Origin of the sequence: Prescottella defluvii (assembly GCF_000738775.1) — a bacterium.
Lineage (GTDB): Bacteria > Actinomycetota > Actinomycetes > Mycobacteriales > Mycobacteriaceae > Prescottella > Prescottella defluvii.
On record NZ_JPOC01000066.1, the window covers coordinates 68493 to 88522 of the forward strand.

The 20030-nt window shown below is 67.7% G+C and carries 17 protein-coding genes; 15 read left to right on the plus strand and 2 right to left on the minus strand.

The window, feature by feature from the left end; genetic code table 11:
* Positions 1-123: 123 nt before the first annotated feature.
* Together IJ15_RS0121110 and IJ15_RS0121115 are read left to right on the plus strand one after the other, a co-directional pair.
* Entirely contained in the window at positions 124-1884 is a 1761-nt protein-coding gene (locus IJ15_RS0121110; protein ID WP_031940326.1) for an N-acyl-D-amino-acid deacylase family protein, read from the plus strand.
* Complete coding sequence (locus tag IJ15_RS0121115) at positions 1881-2954, plus strand: TauD/TfdA family dioxygenase (protein ID WP_031940327.1); 1074 nt, start codon at positions 1881-1883, stop codon at positions 2952-2954. The genes IJ15_RS0121110 and IJ15_RS0121115 overlap by 4 nt, the downstream gene beginning before the upstream one ends.
* Positions 2955-2990: 36 nt before the next feature.
* Here IJ15_RS0121115 and IJ15_RS0121120 read toward each other — a convergent pair whose 3' ends face one another.
* The gene (locus IJ15_RS0121120) at positions 2991-4028 is read right to left on the minus strand and encodes a phosphotransferase family protein (protein ID WP_031940328.1); all 1038 of its coding nucleotides are present in this window, start codon (positions 4026-4028) and stop codon (positions 2991-2993) included.
* A 279-nt stretch (positions 4029-4307) separates the two neighbouring features.
* Between IJ15_RS0121120 and IJ15_RS0121125 the strand changes: the two genes are divergently transcribed.
* From IJ15_RS0121125 to IJ15_RS0121185, 13 genes are all read left to right on the plus strand, one after another.
* Entirely contained in the window at positions 4308-5036 is a 729-nt protein-coding gene (locus IJ15_RS0121125) for a sugar phosphate isomerase/epimerase family protein (protein ID WP_031940329.1), read from the plus strand.
* A 72-nt stretch (positions 5037-5108) separates the two neighbouring features.
* A complete protein-coding gene (locus tag IJ15_RS0121130; RefSeq protein ID WP_031940330.1) occupies positions 5109-5972 on the plus strand; it encodes a CoA transferase subunit A in 864 nt (287 codons plus the stop codon).
* Positions 5969-6727 carry a CoA-transferase subunit beta gene (locus IJ15_RS0121135; RefSeq protein WP_031940331.1) on the plus strand — a complete coding sequence of 253 codons (759 nt, stop codon included), beginning with the start codon at positions 5969-5971 and terminating at the stop codon, positions 6725-6727. The genes IJ15_RS0121130 and IJ15_RS0121135 overlap by 4 nt, the downstream gene beginning before the upstream one ends.
* A complete protein-coding gene (locus IJ15_RS0121140) occupies positions 6724-7812 on the plus strand; it encodes an NAD(P)H-dependent flavin oxidoreductase (RefSeq protein WP_407984102.1) in 1089 nt (362 codons plus the stop codon). Before IJ15_RS0121135 ends, IJ15_RS0121140 begins: the two co-directional genes overlap by 4 nt.
* Positions 7813-7853: 41 nt before the next feature.
* The gene (locus IJ15_RS0121145) at positions 7854-8729 is read left to right on the plus strand and encodes an SDR family oxidoreductase (RefSeq protein WP_031940333.1); all 876 of its coding nucleotides are present in this window, start codon (positions 7854-7856) and stop codon (positions 8727-8729) included.
* Between the two features lie 32 nt (positions 8730-8761).
* Complete coding sequence (locus IJ15_RS0121150; protein WP_031940334.1) at positions 8762-9211, plus strand: FAS1-like dehydratase domain-containing protein; 450 nt, start codon at positions 8762-8764, stop codon at positions 9209-9211.
* The gene (locus IJ15_RS0121155) at positions 9208-9615 is read left to right on the plus strand and encodes a MaoC/PaaZ C-terminal domain-containing protein (protein WP_031940335.1); all 408 of its coding nucleotides are present in this window, start codon (positions 9208-9210) and stop codon (positions 9613-9615) included. Before IJ15_RS0121150 ends, IJ15_RS0121155 begins: the two co-directional genes overlap by 4 nt.
* On the plus strand, positions 9612-10592 hold the full coding sequence (locus tag IJ15_RS0121160) for an NADPH:quinone oxidoreductase family protein (RefSeq protein WP_031940336.1): 981 nt from the start codon (positions 9612-9614) through the stop codon (positions 10590-10592). The genes IJ15_RS0121155 and IJ15_RS0121160 overlap by 4 nt, the downstream gene beginning before the upstream one ends.
* Before the next feature lie 3 nt (positions 10593-10595).
* On the plus strand, positions 10596-11795 hold the full coding sequence (locus IJ15_RS0121165) for an acyl-CoA dehydrogenase family protein (RefSeq protein WP_031940337.1): 1200 nt from the start codon (positions 10596-10598) through the stop codon (positions 11793-11795).
* A complete protein-coding gene (locus tag IJ15_RS0121170; protein WP_031940338.1) occupies positions 11792-13405 on the plus strand; it encodes a class I adenylate-forming enzyme family protein in 1614 nt (537 codons plus the stop codon). The genes IJ15_RS0121165 and IJ15_RS0121170 overlap by 4 nt, the downstream gene beginning before the upstream one ends.
* Before the next feature lie 56 nt (positions 13406-13461).
* Positions 13462-14685: an NADH:flavin oxidoreductase gene (locus IJ15_RS0121175; protein WP_051919412.1), complete on the plus strand. Its 1224-nt coding sequence runs from the start codon at positions 13462-13464 to the stop codon at positions 14683-14685.
* Between the two features lie 131 nt (positions 14686-14816).
* On the plus strand, positions 14817-17165 hold the full coding sequence (locus IJ15_RS0121180) for an arylsulfatase (protein WP_156112174.1): 2349 nt from the start codon (positions 14817-14819) through the stop codon (positions 17163-17165).
* A gap of 56 nt (positions 17166-17221) precedes the next feature.
* Complete coding sequence (locus tag IJ15_RS0121185; protein ID WP_031940341.1) at positions 17222-18067, plus strand: mycofactocin-coupled SDR family oxidoreductase; 846 nt, start codon at positions 17222-17224, stop codon at positions 18065-18067.
* 35 nt (positions 18068-18102) lie between these two features.
* On the opposite strand, the gene IJ15_RS0121190 is transcribed toward IJ15_RS0121185, so the two are convergent.
* On the minus strand, positions 18103-19971 hold the full coding sequence (locus IJ15_RS0121190; RefSeq protein WP_031940342.1) for an AMP-dependent synthetase/ligase: 1869 nt from the start codon (positions 19969-19971) through the stop codon (positions 18103-18105).
* Positions 19972-20030 lie beyond the last annotated feature (59 nt).

Sequence of the window (20030 nt, forward strand, 5' to 3'; positions counted from 1 at the left end):
AGTTCCGTCGAGTCGACCGCGTGAGGTGGACGCCCGCGACTGTCGTCGGGGACGTCCACCTCCGTGGGTTCGGGCGGTCCCTCGGTCCCGGTAGTGAGCGTGGTGAATTCGGAAGTGGTGGAAATGGATCTTGATCTCGTCATCCGCAACGGCACCGTCGTCGACGGTTCCGGCGGACCCGCGCAGCAGGCCGACGTGGCCGTCCGTGGCGGCGTCATCGTCGAGGTGGGGCACGTCGCCGACGTCGGTCGGGAGGAGATCGATGCTCGCGGCCAGTTGGTCACCCCCGGCTTCGTGGACGTTCACACGCACTACGACGGCCAGGCCACGTGGGAGAACCGGTTGGTGCCGTCGACCAACCACGGGGTGACCACCGTCGTCATGGGCAACTGTGGTGTGGGATTTGCGCCGTGCAAGCCCGAACATCGCGACATGCTGATCAAGCTGATGGAGGGTGTCGAGGACATCCCCGACGTCGTCCTGAGCGAGGGCGTCGACTGGCAGTGGACCACCTATCCGGAGTACCTCGACCACCTCGGTGGGCGTCAGTTCGACGCCGACGTGTGCAGCTACGTCCCGCATGCCGCTCTGCGTACCTTCGTCATGGGGGAGCGGGCATTCCACAGAGAGCCCGCCACTTCGGAGGAGATCGAGGAGATGGCTGCGCTCCTGGAGGAGTCGATTCGCGCCGGCGCCTTCGGATTCGGCACCTCGCAGACGATGTTCCACCGTTCCAGCGACGGCCGGCTCACCCCGACGCTGGCGGCAACCGAGGAGGAGTACGCCGGTCTGGCCGCAGCCCTCGACCGCGCCGGTGCGGGCCTCATCCAGTTCGTCATCGAATACAACGACGACTGGGAGCAGGTCCTGGACATGGGGCTGCGTCAGGCGAAGGCGTTCGGCCGGCCCTTCAGCATGTCGGTGGTCCAGAGTCACGGTCGTCCAGACGTCTGGCGCACCATCCTGGACAAGTTCGACGCATTCAATGCGGCCGGCGGCGCGGCCACGATGCAGGTTCTGCCGCGGCCGTTGGGAGTTCTGATGGGTCTCGAGCTGACCCTGAACCCCTTCTACTCGACTCCGACCTATCTGGCGCTGGCCGATCTGCCTCTGGCCGAACGCATCCGAGAACTGCGCAGACCGGAGGTCAAGGCGCGCATTCTCACCGAGACCAACGACCCCGATCCGGACATGCAGATCGGGATGCGGGTGCGCGACTTCCACCAGCTGTACGAGATGGGTGAGGACTTCGACTACGAGCCCGCAGAGGAGAGCAGTATCGGGGCGCAGGCCGAGCGTCTGGGCATCCCATCCGAAAGCCTCGTCTACGACAAGCTTTTGGAGGCCGACGGCCGCAACATCCTCTACCTGGCCTTCTCGAACTACGCCGACTTCTCGCTCGAACCGTCCCGCGAGATGCTCCTCAGTAACCATGCCGTTCCGGGACTGGGCGACGGTGGGGCGCACCTGGGGGTCATCTGCGACGGCAGCATCTACACCCACCTGCTGACCCACTGGGGCCGGGACCGCACGCAGGGGGAGCGGCTGTCGCTGCCCTATCTGATCCGGCTGATGACCAAGCGGTGCGCGGACATGGTGGGCCTGCAGGACCGTGGCCTGATCGCACCGGGCTACCGTGCCGACCTCAACGTGATCGACCTCGACCGCCTCGCTCTGCAACTGCCACGCGTCGTTCGTGATCTGCCGGCCGACGGCAGACGCCTGATGCAGGACGCGCGGGGCTACACCGCGACCATCGTCGACGGCACCGTCGTCACCCGCGACGGGCAGCACACCGGTGCTCTGCCGGGCCGTTTGGTCCGAGGCGCACAACCCGCGCCGTCCGCTTCCACAGCCACCGCTTCCCACCGGAGGATCTCTTGAACCACGACCTCACTCCCGTCGGCGGCCGACCCGCATGGCTCGGCCGCACCCTCGACTATCGCCAGGACGGCCTGTGGCAGTTGTCCGCAGCCGAACTCGCCGAGATCGACACGGCGCTGGCCACGCTGAAGGACCGCGGTGATCTGGACCTGGCCGACATCACCGCCACCACCTTCCCGTTGTGCACCGTCGGCTCCTTCGTGGCACGACTGCGCGACGAACTGTGGTCGGGCCGCGGCTTCGTGCTCATCCGCGGACTGTCCCGCGAGCGGTACAGCGACGACGACCTGGCCCGGATCTACTGCGGCCTGGGTGCCCACCTGGGTGACATCGTCCCGCAGTCGGGCAACGGCGAGATCCTGGGCCATGTGCTGAACGTCGCCGACCTCGTCGACGAACAGGTTCGCGGGTACCGCTCGGCGCAGTCGATGAACATGCACAGCGACGGCCACGACGTGGTCTCCCTCCTGTGCCTGCGCGCGGCGAAGGAGGGCGGTGCCAGCCGGATCGCCAGTGCGGCCGCCGTCCACGACCGCATGGTCGAGACCGATCCCGACCTGGCGCGCGTGCTCTACCGGGGCATGCCGGTGATGCGCAGTCGACTGGACGCCGAACGCGGCGACGGCAGGATCGTGACGTCGGACGACGTCGCGCTGTTCGCGAATCCCGACGGTGTGTTCAGTTCGTGCATCCACGTCGCCCAGGTCCGCGATGCCGCCCGGGCCGGCTACTTCGACATCACCCCGGAGCAGGAAGCCGCACTGGATCTGTTCTGCGAACTTGCGGCGTCGCCCGAGTTCTACCTCGACATGAACATCGCGCCGGGCGACATCCAGTTCCTCAACAACCGCCTGATCGTCCACGGCCGCACGCCGTACCGGGACCACGACGATGTCCGCGAGCGCCGACATCTGATGCGACTGTGGGTGAACATCCCGTCGTGGCCGCGGCGCCCGGACAACCAGCAGGACATCTACTCGACGGCCGACCTGCCGCAGTGGGCCCGGTTCCGCACCCCCTTCATGGAGATGCCGGACCGCTACATGGCGCAGTTCACCGCCGCGCGGTAGGTGCCGCCCGGAGGTCGCGTTCGAGCAGCGACCCGCTCACAGGCTCTGTGCGTACCGCCAGGCCTGTGCGGCGAGTCGCTGCGCCTGCGCTCCGAACGATTCGGGGGTGCGGTCGCTGTCGCCCATCGCGCCGCGCAGGGTGCGGGTGTAGACGCCTTCGACGATGCACGCGATCTTCCACCAGTTGTACGCGATGTAGAAGTCGATGTCGGGCACCGAATCCGGTCGTACCGCAGCAAGATACATCTCGATCAGCTCGTCCCGGGTGGGGAAGCCGGCAACCGCGGTCGGTGGGTCCTCGAGGGCGCACACCTCGTCACCGGGCTGCGCCCAGTAGGCGAGCAGCTGACCGAGGTCTGCGAGCGGATCCCCCACGGTGGTCAGCTCCCAGTCGAGGACACCGTTGATCGTTCCGTCCGGGGCGAACAGGCAGTTGTCGAGACGGAAGTCGCCGTGCACGATCCGGGCCGGACCCTGCCGCGGGATGCGTTCGAGGAGACGGTCGTGGGTGCGGCCGATGTCGTCGAGGACTCGGACGCGGTCGTTCGCCCAGTTCGTCGACCAGCGCCGCAGCTGTCGTGCGATGTAGTCGTCGCGGCCGGCCAGGCCGCCCCAGCCCACGGCGCGCGGGTCGACCGCATGCAGATCGGCGAGCACGTTCACCAGGGCGGACGCCAGCGCCGGACGACGGTCCACGGGTGTCGTCGCCGCCACCGTGCCGGGGGTCCGGAGCACGACACCGTCGAGATGCTCCATGACGAAGAACGGGGCGCCCGTGACGGTGTCGTCGTCACAGGTGGCCACGACCTGCGGAACCGGCACTCGGGTCGGCGCCAACCGGTCGAGCACGTCCGCCTCGCGGAGCACGTCGTGGGCCCGCGAATGTGCCATGCCGAGCGGCGGTCGGCGCAGCACCCAGCGGGTGCCGTCGTCGCCGGTGACCAGATACGTCAGATTGGAGCGTCCGCCGGCGATGCGCTCGAACCGCAGCGGTCCGCCGGCGCCGTCGATGTGTGCCGTGAACCAGGAGGTGACGGCGTCGGCGCGGACGCCGGTGTCGAGGAGATCGCTCATGTCCGATGCCTTACTCGTCAGGGGACGGGCACGAACTCCGTCCAGGAATACCGACACCCGACTCCGCGAGCTGGTCGATGCCGAAACGCCGGTCCGGCCCGAAGCCTATACGGCGCATCAAACATTTGCTACATTCGGTCGCGAACCGAGATTTCGATCGTCACCTGCACTGCGACAGGAGGATTCGTGCCCAGTTCCACCGTTGACACATCTGGTACCTCAGCACTGAGTGTGTGCCTGGCCGCCACCGCATCCTGGCCGGTTTCCGCTTCCCTCGACATGCTCGGCCGGATCGGGACCGACCGTTTCGGAATCCTGTCCGCGACGATGGAGCGGCAGGGCTGGGACGACTCGGTCGCGGTGATCCGGGCGAGCGGCCTGTCGCCGGTGTTCGTTGCCGGCGGCGCCCGCGCCGTCCACGGCGACGATCGCGGGTGGGATCGGATTCTGGCCACACTCACCCGATCGATCGACGCTGCAGTCGAGATCGGGGCTCCTACCGTGTGTTTCACCTCCGGTGGCTCGGGCGGACTGTCGTGGGAGGAGGCTGCGGATGCCGCGGTCCTGCGGTTCGGGCCGCTGGTCGAGTACGCGACGGGGCGCGGGATCGCTCTCGCGCTCGAGAACACCATGTCGATCCGGTCGGCGATGAGCTTCACCCACAGTGTCGCCGACACCGCGGCCCTGGCCCGTGAGCTCGGGGTGGGTCTCATGGTGGACCTGTACTCGGCGTGGCAGGAGCGTGGGCTGATGGCGACGATCGCCGACAACCTCGACGCGGTCCGCGTCGTACAGATCGGTGACCACCGCACGTCGGCCACGTCGGTTCCCGACCGCTGGGTGCCCGGTGACGGAGACATTCCGCTCGAACGCCTGGTGCGGGAGGTACGGGCGCTCGGCTACCGGGGCCCCGTCGACCTGGAGTTGCTCGGCCCCGCGATCGACGACGAGGGCGCGGAATCCGCGCTCGGCCGCGGTTGGAAATGGATGTGCGCGCACGTGCCGTGACGCCGTGCAGCGCGTAGCAAATATTTGATACAGGACGGGCGGTGCCCGTCACGACGAACGACAGGAGGCGCGATGTCGGACAAGACGATGTCGGAAGCCGACGTCATCGACCGGCTCGAATCCGGGATGACGATCGGGATCGGTGGATGGGGATCACGGCGCAAGCCGATGTCGCTGGTGCGGGCGATTCTGCGTTCGGACCTGACGGATCTGACGGTGGTGGCCTACGGCGGCGCCGACGTGGGCATGCTGTGTGCTGCGGGCAAGGTGCGGAAGGTGATCTTCGGATTCGTGTCGCTGGACTCGATTCCCCTCGACCCGCACTTCCGGGCCGCACGCCAGTCCGGGGCCGTCGAGGTCGAGGAGTACGACGAGGGCATGCTCCAGTGGGGCCTGTACGCGGCCGGTATCCGGTTGCCGTACCTGCCCACCCGTGCCGGGCTCGGCTCGGACGTCATGACGGTCAACCCCGCCCTGCGTACCGTCACCGACCCGTACGGGGACGAGACCCTCGTCGCGATGCCGGCGATCCGCCTGGATGCGGCCCTGGTCCACATGAACCGTGCCGACATGCACGGCAACGCCCAGTACCTCGGGCCGGACCTGTACTTCGACGACCTCTTCTGCCTCGCCGCCGAGAACGCGTACGTGTCGTGCGAAAAGGTGGTCTCCACCGCCGAACTCACCGCCGAGGCACACCCGTCCACGATTCGCGTCCCGCGACTGCTGGTCAGTGGCGTGGTCGAAGCTCCCGGCGGCGCGCACTTCACGTCGTGCGTCCCCGACTATGACCGGGACGAGGCGTTCCAGCGTGAATATGTCGCCGCGGCGAAGGACCCCGGAAAGTGGCAGCAGTTCGTCGACCGGTACCTGTCCGGTTCGGAGGACGACTATCGGCGGGCCGTCGAAGGCACACGAGAGGCGGTGTCGGCATGAACGACGTCACCAGGGCCGAGGTCTGTGCCGTCGCGTGTGCGGAGGCGTACCGCGACAGCGGGGAGGTGATCGCCAGCGCGTTCGGCACCATCCCGGCGATCGGGGTCCGGCTGGCCCGGCACACATTCTCGCCCGATCTGGTCGTCTCCGACGGAGAGGCCACCGCGGTGCGCGGGACGTGGGCGGTCGGCGGCCCCGCGGAGGGTGACGTCGAGGCGTGGTTGCCGTTCAACCAGATCTTCACGCTGGTGTGGAACGGCAAGCGGCACATCATGATGATCCCGACACAGCTCGACGCATTCGGCAACTGCAACATCTCCGCGATCGGGGATCACGCCCGCCCCACCGTGCAACTGCTCGGTGTCCGTGGGGCGCCGGGCAACACCGTCTACCACCCGACCAGTTACTGGGTGCCCAAGCACAACACCCGAGTGTTCGTACCGAAGGTCGACATGGTGTCCGGTGTCGGCAACGACAACGCCCGCAAGGCCGGGCCGGCCGCATCCCGCTACCACGAGTTGCGCAGGGTCGTCACCGATCTCGCCGTTCTCGACTTCGAGCCGGTCAGTGGCCGGCTGCGTCTGGTCTCGGTGCATCCCGGCGTCACCGTCGACGACGTCGTCGCGGCCACCGGCTTCGAACTCGTGGTCCCCGGCGACGTGCCGCAGACCCGGATGCCCACCGCCGAGGAACTCGAATTGATCCGCACCGTCATCGATCCGAAGAATTTGCGGGACAAGGAGGTTCAGGGATGACGGCCATGACGGGTGATCGACTGACCCACCCCGCGCTGAACACCCGGTTGTGCGAGCTGTTCGGCGTGCGCTACCCGATCGTGCAGACCGGTATGGGGTACGTCTCCGATGCGAGGCTCACCGCGGCCACCGCTGCCGCCGGCGGACTCGGCATCATCGCGGGTGGGATGCTGTCCTACGGCGAACTCGAGCAGGCGATCAACCACGTCAAGGACCACACGGACGCCCCGTTCGGGGTGAACCTGCGGGCCAACCAGGAGGACATCGACCGGCGGCTCGACCTGCTCATCCGGTCCGGGGTGAAGGTGGCGTCGTTCGCGCTGGCCCCCAAGCGGGACCTGATCGCGAAACTCAAGGACGCCGGTCTGGTGGTGGTGCCGTCGATCGGTGCCCGCCGGCACGCGGAGAAGGTCGCCGAATGGGGAGTCGACGCGGTCGTCGTGCAGGGTGGGGAGGGCGGCGGTCACACCGGCGCCGTCCCGACGAGCTTGCTGCTGCCGCAGGTGGTCGACGCCGTCGACATCCCGGTCATCGCGGCCGGTGGCTACTTCGACGGGCGCGGTCTGGTGTCCGCGCTCGCGTACGGCGCCGACGGAATCGCGATGGGCACCAGGTTCATGCTCACCAGCGACTCGCCCGTCGCGCAGTCGGTCAAGGACGTCTACCTGTCGAAGTCCGTGAACGACACCGTCGTCACCCTCGAGATCGACGGTGTGCCACAGCGGGTGCTGAGGGCCGGCACCATCGACCAGCTCGAATCCACCCGCGGACCGCAGCGAATGTTGCGCGCCGCTCGCAACGCGGTTGCCTTCCAGCGTCTTTCGGGAACATCGTGGAAGGACATGATCCGCGAGGGCCTCGAGATGAAGAAGAGTCACGAACTCGGCTGGCGGCAGGTTGTCATGGCGGCCAATGCGCCGATGCTGTACCGCTCGGCGCTCGTCGACGGCAACGCCGACGTCGGGGTCATGGCCACCGGGCAGGTCGTCGGCCTCATCGACGACGTCCCGAGCTGCGCCGAGCTGATCGACCGCATCGTCGCCGAGGCGGAGACGGCACTGAGCCGCCTGGCCGGTCCGCGATAGAGAACATCATCATTCCCATTGGGCAGCAAGGAGACACAGTCATGAACCAACTGCAGGATCGTGTGATCGTCGTGACCGGAGCGGGTCGCGGCATCGGGCGCGAGCACGCACTGCTCGCCGCCGCCGAGGGTGCCAAGGTGGTCGTGAACGACACCGGCGCCGGACCTGACGGCCAGGGCGCCGACCCCTCGCTCGCCGCGGCGGTCGCCGACGAGATCACCGCGGCGGGCGGCATCGCGGCCGCCAACACCGCGGACATCACGACGATCGACGGCGCGAAGAGTCTGCTCGACACCGCACTCGGCAGTTTTGGCGAGGTGCACGGACTGGTCAACAACGCCGGCATCCTCCGCGACCGCATGTTCGTCAACATGAGCGAGGACGAGTGGGACGACGTCATCACCGGGCAGCTGCGCGGCACGTTCGCGCCGTGCCGTATCTTCGGCGCGCACTGGCGGGACCGCTCGAAGGCCGGTGACGCGGTCAAGGCGTCGATCGTGAACGTGTCCAGCACGTCCGGGTTGCTCGGTGCCGTCGGGCAGAGCAACTACGGTGCCGCCAAAGCCGGAATTGCCTCGCTCACTGTCATTCTCGCGCAGGAACTCGACCGGTACGGAGTGCGGGCCAACGCCATCACTCCGGTCGCCCGCACCCGCATGACCGAGAACGTGCCCGGCATCAAGGACATGGTCGCCAAGCCGGCCGACCCGGATGAGTTCGACCTCTACCACCCGGGCAACGTGTCGCCCGTCGTCGCCTACCTGCTCACCGAGGCGTGCCCGGCCAACGGGGAGGTGTTCTACGCCAAGGGCGGCGAGATCCGGCAGTTCCTCGGCTGGCAGTACGGCAAGATCATCGACAAGGGCGCCCGCTGGACCGTCGATGAACTCGTCCAGGAGATGAGCGGACTCGTCTGAGTCCACCCCGGATCACGAGCGCAGGAGACACCATGGCCAACGCAGACGCCGTCGGCGTCGAGGGAATCCCCTTCGATCTCGACGTCGAACGAGGCAAGATTCGCGAATTCGCCCGGGCAACCGGATCATCCAATCCGGACTACCTCCACCGTGAGGACGCGGTCTCGCCGCCGACGTTCCTCACCACCACCCTGCACTGGCAGCCGCCGGAGGGAAACCCGTGGAAGGCCGTCGAGCTCGACGGAAAGCGTGGGCTGCACGCCGAGCAGCAGTACGAGTTCTTCGGCCCGCCGCCGAAAGCCGGCACCCGGCTGCGGTGCACGTCGCGCATCGCCGACGTCTACGCCAAGCAGGGCCGTCGTGGTGGCGAGATGACGTTCGCTGTGATGGTCACCGACTTCGTCGACGACACCGGCGCGCTGGTCGCCCGCGCCACGATGACCGGTGTCGAAACTGCCCGTCCTGCAACGGAGGAAGCATGAACGTCGCGCTGCAAGTACCCGAACCCCGAATCGTCGGACCGGTGACGCGCACCGACTTCGTGCGCTACCAGGGCGCCTCGGGTGACATGAATCCGATCCACCACGACCAGACGTTCGCCGAGGCCGCCGGCTACAAGTCGCCGTTCTCGGTGGGCATGTATCAGGCAGGTCTGCTGGCCGGCTATGCCACCGATTGGCTCGGAGCCGAGAACATCCGCTCCTTCCGCGTCCGTTTCCTCGAGCAGGTGTGGCCTGACGACGTGCTCACCTGCTCGGCGACGGTCCTGCGCGAGTACGACGACGACGGTGTCGCCAAGATCGACCTCGAGCTCGACTGTGCGCGGCAGACCGGTGGCCTCGCGGTCAAGGCGTGGGCGACCTTCGTCACGGGAGGTTCCTCGTGAAGGTCCAACTGTGCGAGGTGCTCGGCGAGCCGGACGTGCTGCGCTACACCGACGTCGAGGATCCCGTCGTAGGTCCCGGCGACGTGCTCGTCGAGGTGTATGCGGCCGGGGTGAACTTCCCCGACGGGCTCATCGTGTCGGGCAGCTACCAGACCAAGCCGGCGTTGCCGTTCGTCCCCGGCTCCGAGGCGGCCGGTGTGGTGCGGGCCGTCGGTGCCGACGTCACCGGAATCGGGGTGGGGGAGCGGGTCCTCGCGTTCTGCGGCATGGGCGGCTATGCCGAACTCGTGACGGTGCCTGCGACCATGGTGTTCCCCGTCCCGGAGTCCATGTCGTTCGTCGACGCTGCGGGTTTCGCGGTCACGTACGGGACGTCGTATCACGGTCTCGTCGACCGGGCTGCGCTGGCGCCGGGGGAGACGCTGCTCGTCCTCGGCGCCTCCGGTGGCGTCGGCCTCACCGCCGTCGAGATCGGAAAGGCGCTGGGGGCCCGGGTGATCGCGGCCGCGTCCAGTGCGGACAAGCTGGCGCTGTGCCGCGAGCACGGCGCGGACGAGGTGATCGACTACGCGGCCGACGACCTGACGACGCGGCTGAAGCAGGTGGCCCCCGACGGCGTCGGCGTCGTGTACGACCCGGTGGGCGGCGAGCACGCGCAGGCAGCTGTCCGTGCGCTTGCGTGGGGCGGCAGGTATCTCACGGTCGGATATGCGTCCGGGGACATCCCGAAGGTGGGCCTGAACCGGTTGCTCGTCACCGAAGGATCGGTGCACGGCGTGCTGTGGGGAGCATGGGCCCGCCGGAACCCGGATCGCAACGCGAACAACATGCGCCGCCTGTTCGACTGGTACGACCGCGGCGCGCTGCGGCCCCACATCAGCGGCACCTATCCGCTGGCGGACGCATCGGCGGCCCTGGACGTCGTGATGGGTCGACGCGCGCGGGGCAAGGTCATTCTCACGAGCGGGAGGAACTGACGGATGGATCTGTCGCCGAGCCCGGAAGCCCGGGACATCATCAAGCGCCTCGAGGCGTTCATGGACGAGTACGTGTACCCGGCCGAACCGGTGTACGCGCAGCAGCTCGAAGCGTCCGGCCCGCACAGCCACGTGCTGCCGCCCGTGGTGGAGGAACTCAAAGCCGAGGCGCGCCGGCAGGGCATGTGGAACCTCTTCCTGCCCGCGCTGTCCGGGCTGACGCACCTGGACTACGCCCACATCGCCGAGGTGACCGGCCGGTCGCCGTACATCGCGCCCGAGGCGCTCAACTGCTCCGCGCCGTCGACCGGCAACATGGAGATCCTGCACATGTTCGGCACGCCCGAACAGAAGGACCGGTGGCTCGAACCGCTGTTGGAAGGACGGATTCGCTCAGGCTTTTCCATGACCGAACCGGACGTCGCGTCGTCGGACGCCCGCAACATCTCGACGTCGATCGTGCGCGACGGCGACGAGTACGTGATCAACGGCCGCAAGTGGTGGACCACCGGCGCCGCGGACCCGCGCTGCGAGATCCTCGTGGTGATGGGCAAGACCGATCCGGACGCCTCACCGCACCGGCAGCAGTCGATGATCCTCGTCCCGGTCGCGACTCCCGGCGTCGAGATCGTCCGCTCGCTCCCCATCTTCGGGTATCACGACCAGCAGGGGCACGCCGAGATCCAGTTCACCGATGTCCGCGTGCCGGTCACCAACATGCTCTCCGGTGAAGGCGAGGGGTTCGCGATCGCCCAGGCCCGGCTCGGACCCGGCCGCATCCACCACGCGATGCGCTGCATCGGCATGGCCGAGCGCGGGCTGGAACTGATGGTGCGGCGCACGATGGCACGCAACGCCTTCGGCGGTCCGATCTCCGACCAGGGTGTGGTCCGCACCTGGATTGCGGAGTCCCGCATGGAGATCGAGCAGGCTCGCCTGTTGGTCCTCAAGACGGCGTGGATGATCGACCGGGTCGGTGCCAAGGGCGCGCAGATCGAGATCGCCGCGGTGAAGGTGATCGGTCCGCGGGTGGCCCGCTCCGTGCTGAACCGGGCCATCCAGTGCCACGGAGGTGGCGGTGTCACCGACGACTTCCCGATCGCCCGCATGTGGGCGAGCGCGCGCATCCTCGGCATCGCCGACGGACCGGACGAGGTGCACATCCGCAGCGTGGCGCGGCAGGAGTTGAGGAAGTACCGGTGACGCGGGGCTCTCTCGCTCCCGGCACTTTCGCGACCACACCGGAGCGCTACGCCGACGTCTCCGTCTCCGATGTCGTGCGCACGTGGGCCCGGCAGATCCCCGACCGGCTGGCGTTCGTGGACAGTGCCGGTGCGATGACCTGGCGTGAATACGACGGACTCGCCGATGCAATCGCGACCGAGATCCTCTCCTGCTCGGGAGCGCCCGGCGATCGGGTGGCGGCGCTGCTTCCCGACACCGCAGGTGTGCACGCCGTGCTCTGCGGTTGCTTTCGGGCCGGCCGGATCGCCGCTGCCATCGGGGCGCGGTCCGGGGTTCGGGAGATCGCGCACATCATGCGACGCACGAATGCCGAGGTTCTCGTCACCGCGGAGATGATCCGGGGTCGATCGTGGCGGGAACTGGTGGACGACCTGCACGGGCACGGCGTGCAACCGGCGGACGTCGTCGTCGTCGACGAGACGCGTGGATCCGCCGTCCGGCACCAGTTGAGGGACACGATCCGCATCGGCACGGCCGGTATGTTCACGACCGCGGACGTCACGATCCTCAATTCGACGTCCGGCACCACCGGGCTGCCGAAGGTGGTGGCGCACACCGAACACAAGTGGGTCGAGTTCGCCCGGGAGGCGATGCAGGGCGCCGAGATCGGGCCCGACGACGTCGTCTGCTCGGTCGTCCCGGCACCGTTCGGCTTCGGCCTGTGGTCGGCGCACTTCCTGCCCACCCTGCTCGGGGTGCCCACCGTGGTGACCGCCCGTTTCGACGTCGAGGAGACCGCGATGCTCATCGAACGCGAACGAGTGACCGTGCTGTGTTGTGTCAGTACACAGTTCAAGATGTTGTTGCGGTCCGATGCGGCCCGTCGCCGCGACCTGTCGAGCCTGAGGATCCTGTACACCGGTGGTGAACCCGTCCCGTACGATGCGGCCCGCGAATTCGAGGAACGCACCGGCGCGAGCGTCCTGCAGTTCTACGGGTCGAACGAGGCGGGTGGGGTGAGTCGCACGACCATCGCCGACGATGCCGACACCCGACTGCGCACGTGCGGGCACCTGCTCGGGTCGATGCGGGTGCGACTCCTCGACGACACGGGAACACCCTGTGCGGACCGGCTTCGGCGTGGCCAGCTGGCCGTGGCGGGTCCACTGGTCTCCGCCGGCTACTGGGACGACCCCGCGGCGAACGCCGAGTTGTACACCGACGACGGATGGATGCTGCTCGGTGACGTCGTGGAGATCGACGACCTCGGGCGCTTGCGGGTGGTGGGCCGTACCGCGGACTTCGTCATCCGGGGCGGGAAGAACATTTCGATCGTGGAGATCGAGGACCTGGTCCGCGGCCACCCGCATGTGTCGGACGTCGCCGTTGTCGGGGTTCCCGACGAAATCTACGGCGAACGAGTCTGTGCCGTGGTGGTTCTCGCTGACGGGGGCGACCTCGGTACCGGCCCGCTCGCCGAGTGGCTGCGGTCGCGGGGTACCACCGCCGAATACCTGCCCGAGCACGTCGTCATCGTCGACCGGCTCGAACTCGGGCCCGGCGGCAAGACGGACCGTAGGGCCGCCCGAGCCGCTGCGATGAGCGTACTGGGGTACGCAGCGCACTGATCCGAACCGGCCCCGCTGCGAACCGAACCTACTGTCCCCGAAGGGGATCAATGACCATGTCCTCGGCAGATACGACCTCTGATCTCCCGAAAGTCTTCACCCCTGGCCGGATCGGTCCGCTCGAGTTGCGGAACCGGGTCATCAAGGCCGCTACCTTCGAGGGGCGAACCCCGAACGCTCTCGTCACCGACGAACTGATCGCGTTCCACGAGGAGATCGCTGCGGGCGGGGTGGGAATGACCACCGTCGCGTACTGTGCCGTCTCCCCGGAGGGGCGCACCCAAGGTGGGCAGCTGTGGATGCGCCGCGAAGCCGTTCCGGGCCTGCGTAGGCTGACAGACGCCGTGCACCGTCACGGTGCCGCGGCCCAGGCGCAGATCGGACATGCGGGAATCGTCGCGAACCCCACCAGCACGGGACACCCGGCCCTGGGACCGTCGCGCCGCTTCAACCCGATGACGTTCCGATTCTCCAAGGCCGCAACAGCGTCCGACATCGCCCGGATCGCTGCGGCCCACGGCGAGGCCGCGGTCATCGCAGAGGAAGCCGGCTTCGACGCCGTGGAAGTGCATCTGGGGCACAACTACTTCGCGAGTTCCTTTCTGTCGCCGGCGATCAACCACCGCAAGGACGAGTACGCGGGATCCTTCGAGAACCGGGCCCGTGTCGCCCTGGATGCGCTTCGGGCCGTGCGGGATCGCGTCGGTGACCGGATCGCGGTGACGACGAAACTCAACATGGACGACGGGGTTCCCGGGGGTTTCTGGATCGACGAGGCGGTCCGGCTGGCGCAGCTGATCGACGAGGAGGGCCTCGTGGACGCGATGGAACTCACGGTGGGAAGCTCGGCGATGAACCCCATGTACCTGTTCCGAGGTGCTGCGCCGGTGCGGGAGATGGCATCCCTGATGCCGCCGGTGCGCAAGCTGGGTGTTCGAATGTTCGGCAAGTACCGGATCAAGGAATACCCCTACGAGCCGCTGTTCATGCTCGATCAGGCGAAGCAGGTCAGGGCCGTCGTGAAGGACACCAAGCTGACGCTGCTCGGCGGAATCAGCGACCTCGACGCGATGAACACCGCGATGGACGAGGGATTCGAGTTCGTCGCGATGGGTCGGGCACTGTTGCGTGAGCCCGACCTGGTGCACAGACTCCGAGCCGATGCGGACGCGAAATCCCTGTGCATCCATTGCAACCGGTGCATGCCGACCAACTTCTTCAACACCCGATGCGTGCTGCGGCCGGAGACAGTGGGGTTGCTTCCATTTCCTGCCCGCTGATGCCTCTCGACGAAACGGAGCTGCTACATGGTGATGCAAGGCGCTGATTCACAGCAACATCCGAACAATGGATTCCACTGGGTGGAACGATCCGTCGTCTCGCGCCCGGGGCGGTGGCTACCGTGACGGACATGACCGACGGTTCGAAAACCTCGTCCCCGGAAAGCATGCCGACACCCCCGGGGTTCCTCGGCACCATCACCGAGAGTCTGGCTACCGCCACTCCGGCGTGGCCGTCGCGGCCGCGACCGGAGGGGGCACCGGATGTCGTCGTCATGATCGTCGACGACATGGGGTACTCGGACATCGGTCCGTTCGGCTCGGAGATCCCCACCCCACATCTGGATGCGGTCGCGGCGGAGGGCGTGCGGCTCACCGATTTTCACGTCACTCCGACGTGCTCGCCGACCCGGGCGGCGCTGATGACGGGGTGCAATGCGCATGTGGTCGGGATGGGTGCGGTCGCCAACGCGGACCCGGGCTTTCCGGGCTACGCCGCCGAGTTGTCCGCGCATCAGCCGACGATCGCCGAATCCTTCCGCGGTGCCGGGTATTCGACGATGGCGATCGGCAAGTGGCATCTGTGCCGCGAGCAGGACATGCATGCGTCGGGTGACCGGCATTCGTGGCCGTTGCAGCGTGGTTTCGACCAGTACTACGGGTTCCTCGAGGCGCAGGCGAATCTGCATGCGCCGGCGCAGTTGTACGAGGGCAACAGTCCGGTGCACGTCACGGAGTATCCGGAGGGGTACTACCTCACCGATGATCTGACCGATCGTGCCGTGTCGATGATCGCCGAGTCGCACGCCTCGGATCCGGGCAAGCCGCTGTTGATGTACTACGCGCATGCGGCGGTGCATGCCCCGATGCACATCAAGCCGGGCACGGCCGACAAGTTCCGGGGCCGCTACGACGCCGGCTGGGAGCAGATCCGGGCCGAGCGTCGTCGCCGTCAGGACGAGCTCGGTGTGATCTCCGCGGAGATGGGGACAGCACCTCTCGAGGGTGAGTCCGGCGACGAGGTTCCGGCGTGGGAGTCGTTGTCCGACGACGCGAAGCGTCTTGCTGCGCGGCACATGGAGAACTATGCGGCGATGATCGAGACGATCGACGACTCGGTCGGACGGATCCGGGACGTGTTGCGCCGGTGCGGGCGTCTGGAGAACACGGTCTTCGTGTTCCTCAGTGACAACGGTGCGTCCGGTGGTGGCGGTGGGGATGTCGGGGTCGTCAATCATCTGGCCAACCTGAATCGGACGCACCGGCCCACCACCGAGCAGCGGGTTGCCGAGGAGATCGGCCGGCTCGACGAACTCGGTGGGCCGACCACGTGGCCGCAGTACGCGACGGGATGGGCGACGGTGGCCAACACCCCGTTCCGGCGGCACAAGTTCAGTACCTACCGGGGCGGTCATCAGGTGTCGTTCCTGATGTCGTGGCCGGCGGGACTGGGGGAGATCGCGGGCGCCGTCCGGCACCAGTACGCGCACGTCACCGACCTGTTGCCGACGATCGCGGAGCTGGCCGGGGTGCCGGTCGCGACCACCCGTCACGGTCTGGGTGCGCGGCCGCTCGACGGCACCTCGATGGTGGCGGCGCTGCGGGACCCGGACGCGCCCAGCCGTCACGGTGACCAGTACTACGAATGCCTGGGTGAACGGGCGTACTACGCCGGCGACTGGGAGGTGGTGGCTCAACGGAAACCGCTGACGCCGTTCGCCGACGACCGGTGGGCGCTGTACGAGGTGTCCGCGGATCCTGTCCAGCTCACCGACCTCGCCGGCGAACATCCGGGCCGGGTCAAGGAACTGGTCGCAGACTGGGAGGACGCTGCGGTTCGCAATCAGGTGTATCCGATGGCCAACGGCAGCCCGCTGCACTTCCTGCAACGCGATCCCGCGGAGGAACGTCTGGCGTGCGAGACGGTGCTGCTGCCGGAAACCCCTCCACTGGAACGGTTCCGGTCGAGTCAGCTGATCGACGGGCGGTCGTTCACCGTCGAGATGGTCCTGGCGGAGGGCGGCTACCGGGCCGGTGACGAGGGAGTCCTGCTCGCTCACGGCGGGCAGGAGGCCGGCTACGTCCTCTACGTCCTCGATGGTGCCCTGCACCTGGAGCAGAACGCGTGGGGCCGTACGATCACCGCCGAACCAGCCCCGATCCCACTGGGCGCCAGGACGTTCCGTCTGCGTGTCGACGCCCCCGGCAAGCACCGTTGGGTGGCGTCCCTCGAGATCGACGAGACGGTCGTGCGTGAACGTCTCGAGTTGCTGCAGCTTTCCTGGCTGGTGCCGTTCAGTGGTCTGAGTGCCGCCACGATGCATCGCTCGCCGGTGTCGTGGCAGCTGTACCGGGAGCACGGCATGTTCCCGTACACGGGAGCATGGGATCGGATCGTCGCTCGCCCGGGTCAGTACGCCCCCGACGCCCCTGCGGTGATGCTCGACGCGATCCGGACGATGGGCGCCGCCACCCAGTAACGGCACTCACCGGGCCGTCCACGACCAGGACATTCACAACGGAAGGGGAATCGACGATGACCGAGGACACCCGATTCGAGGGCAAGGTCGCCCTGGTGACAGGAGCAGCGCGAGGGCAGGGACGTTCGCATGCAGTCGCTTTCGCCGAACGGGGAGCGGATCTGGTGATCTGCGACCGGTGCGAGAACGCGGCGGGCATCGGCTATCCACTGGGTACCGAGGACGATCTCGCCGAGACGGTGCGCCTGATCGAGGCGGCGGGCCGCAAGGTGATCGCCGAGAAGGTGGACACCGCGGACCGAGCCGCACTCGAGTCGTTGGTCGCACGGGCGGAGAAGGACTTCGGGCACATCGACATTGCGGTGGGCAACGCCGGAGTGTCCGCCATCATGCCGATCACCGATCACGACCAGACGGTCTGGGAGAATGTGATCGGTGCGAACCTGACCGGCGTGTTCAACACGATCGCGGCCGTGGCACCCGGAATGGCTCGCCGTGGCTACGGACGCATCGTCACGATCTCGTCGATGCTCGGTCGCACCGCGCTGCCGGGTCAGGCGGCGTACTGCGCGTCCAAGTGGGGGGTGATCGGCCTGTCGAAATCCGCTGCGGGCGAGCTGGCACCGCAGGGTGTGACCGTGAACGTGGTGGCCCCCGGCAACATCGACACTCCCATGGTGCGCAACGACACGCTCTACAAGGTGGTCCGTCCGGATCTGGCCGAGCCCACATGGGAGGACGTCGCCCCTGTGCTCCAGCAGAACCATGCGGTTCCGATCGCGGTGCTCGACCCGTTCGACGTGACACGGACCGTGCTGTTCCTCGCCGACGAGGCGAGCGCCAACATCACCGGCATCGTCGTTCCCGTGGACGCGGGGGCCGCGTCACGGACGTCCGCATAGAAGGGCGTGAGGATCGGACCCGTCGGTCCGGTAGGTCATCGTGACGATCCTGCCGGACCGTACAGGTCGGTGATCCGGTCGGCGAAGTTGTCGACGACCTTCTTGCGTTTGAGTTTCATGCTGGGCGTGATCTCGCCGTTCTCGACGGTCAACTCCCGTTCGAGGATGGTGAATCGTTTGATCTGCTCCCACCGGTTGAGTCCGGCGTTGAGTTGGTCGACGTACCCACTCATCATGGTGACGGTCGGTGCCGCCGCGGCGACCTCACGCATCGGCCGGTCACCCATGCCGTTCTCCTGCGCCCATTCGGCGATAGCCTCGCCGTCGAGGCTGATGAGGGCGACGCAGTACGACTTGCCCTCCCCGTGCACGATGATCTCCCCGACGTAGGGGCAGATGCCCTTGAACGTCGCCGCGATCGCGGACGGCGCGACATACTTGCCGTTGGACGTCTTGAACATGTCCTTCTTGCGGTCGGTGATCCGCAGGAAACCGTCGCCGTCGATCGTGCCGATGTCGCCGGTGTGGAACCACCCTCCGGTACCGAGGGACTCCGCGGTGGCCTCCGGGTTGTCGTGGTAGCCGCTCATCACTCCCGGGCCCTTGACGAGGATCTCGCCGTCGTCCGCGATCCTCACCTCTGTGCCGGGGATGGGCCAGCCGACGGTGCCGAAGCGGTACGCCGACGGCCGGTTCACGAGCGACGCGGCACTGGTCTCGGACAGCCCGTATCCCTCGAGGACGACGATGCCGGCCGCGTCGAACCATTGCGCCACATCACGATCCAGTGCGGCGGAACCGGAGATGAAGAACTTCAACCGTCCACCGAACCGGTCCCGGATTTTCTGGAACACCAGGCGGTCGGCGACGGCGTACTGCGCCCTCTGCATCGCAGACGGTGTCCTGCCGGTCTGCCGGGTCTTCGACATCGCGAGCCCGACGCCGATCGCCCAGTCGAAGATCTTCTCCTTCACGCCGCCCTCGGCCTTCACGGTTCCGACGATGCGGGCGTAGGCCTTCTCGAAGATGCGGGGTGCGGCGCCCATGAACGTCGGTCGGACCACGGCGAGGTTGTCGACGATCTTGTCGACCCGACCGTCGACGGCGGTCGCGAAGCCGATCTGCAACGGCAGCGTCAGCAGGACCTTGCCGAAGACGTGCGACAGCGGCAGCCACAGGTACTGGAGGTCGTCGGCGTCGAGGATGCCGACGGCGTCGATCGCGGCGGCCTCGTACGTCCACGCCGAGTGTGGCAGCCGCACACCCTTCGGCCGGCCGGTGGTGCCGGAGGTGTAGATCAGCGTCGCGAGGCTGTCCGGCGAGATCCCGGCGATCCGCTCGTCGACCGCGTCGGGCCGCTCCTCCAGCAGACGCTCGCCGAGCGCGGCGAGGTCGTCGAACCCGATCACCCACTCGTCGTCCGCGGGCGCGGTGCCGTCGACGAGGACGACGCGCTGGACGTCGGGAATCTCGTCGCGGTGCTCCCGCAGTTTCGCGAGCTGGGCCTCGTCCTCGGCCAGTACCACCCGGCTGCCGGAGTTCCCGATGATGAACGCGACGTCGGAAGCCGTGGTCGTGGGGTACACGGTGGTGGTCGCGGCGCCGGCACACATCACCGCGAGATCGGCGAGAACCCATTCGTACCGGGTCGTCGACGCCAGTGCGACGCGCTGCTCGGGTTCGATACCGATCGCGATCAGTCCGGCTGCCAGTGTGCGGACCCGCTGACCGACGTCGGCCCACGTGACGCTGGTCCACACGGCACCGCCCGGTCCGGGGAATCGGAAGGCCTCCGAGTTCGGTGATGCCGCCACCCGATCGGTGAACATCCGGGCGACCGAAGGCGCCCGCTCCTCGATCTTGGACCAGTCCACGACCTCGTCTGACGCGCGCGAAGCTGTCATGACCCGAGTCTAGGAACCTCCCCCGAACCCCTGAACGGGAATTCACGGCACGGTTCGGT

Excerpts from the sequence above, each read along its gene's own strand:
- IJ15_RS0121135 (WP_031940331.1), top strand. The coding sequence starts at position 5,969 with ATGAACGACGTCACCAGGGCCGAGGTCTGTGCCGTCGCGTGTGCGGAG.
- IJ15_RS0121190 (WP_031940342.1), bottom strand. The coding sequence starts at position 19,971 with ATGACAGCTTCGCGCGCGTCAGACGAGGTCGTGGACTGGTCCAAGATC.
- IJ15_RS0121150 (WP_031940334.1), top strand. The coding sequence starts at position 8,762 with ATGGCCAACGCAGACGCCGTCGGCGTCGAGGGAATCCCCTTCGATCTC.
- IJ15_RS0121120 (WP_031940328.1), bottom strand. The coding sequence starts at position 4,028 with ATGAGCGATCTCCTCGACACCGGCGTCCGCGCCGACGCCGTCACCTCC.
- IJ15_RS0121165 (WP_031940337.1), top strand. The coding sequence starts at position 10,596 with ATGGATCTGTCGCCGAGCCCGGAAGCCCGGGACATCATCAAGCGCCTC.
- IJ15_RS0121130 (WP_031940330.1), top strand. The coding sequence starts at position 5,109 with ATGTCGGACAAGACGATGTCGGAAGCCGACGTCATCGACCGGCTCGAA.
- IJ15_RS0121175 (WP_051919412.1), top strand. The coding sequence starts at position 13,462 with ATGTCCTCGGCAGATACGACCTCTGATCTCCCGAAAGTCTTCACCCCT.
- IJ15_RS0121145 (WP_031940333.1), top strand. The coding sequence starts at position 7,854 with ATGAACCAACTGCAGGATCGTGTGATCGTCGTGACCGGAGCGGGTCGC.
- IJ15_RS0121125 (WP_031940329.1), top strand. The coding sequence starts at position 4,308 with ATGCTCGGCCGGATCGGGACCGACCGTTTCGGAATCCTGTCCGCGACG.
- IJ15_RS0121180 (WP_156112174.1), top strand. The coding sequence starts at position 14,817 with ATGACCGACGGTTCGAAAACCTCGTCCCCGGAAAGCATGCCGACACCC.
- IJ15_RS0121155 (WP_031940335.1), top strand. The coding sequence starts at position 9,208 with ATGAACGTCGCGCTGCAAGTACCCGAACCCCGAATCGTCGGACCGGTG.
- IJ15_RS0121110 (WP_031940326.1), top strand. The coding sequence starts at position 124 with ATGGATCTTGATCTCGTCATCCGCAACGGCACCGTCGTCGACGGTTCC.
- IJ15_RS0121140 (WP_407984102.1), top strand. The coding sequence starts at position 6,724 with ATGACGGCCATGACGGGTGATCGACTGACCCACCCCGCGCTGAACACC.
- IJ15_RS0121185 (WP_031940341.1), top strand. The coding sequence starts at position 17,222 with ATGACCGAGGACACCCGATTCGAGGGCAAGGTCGCCCTGGTGACAGGA.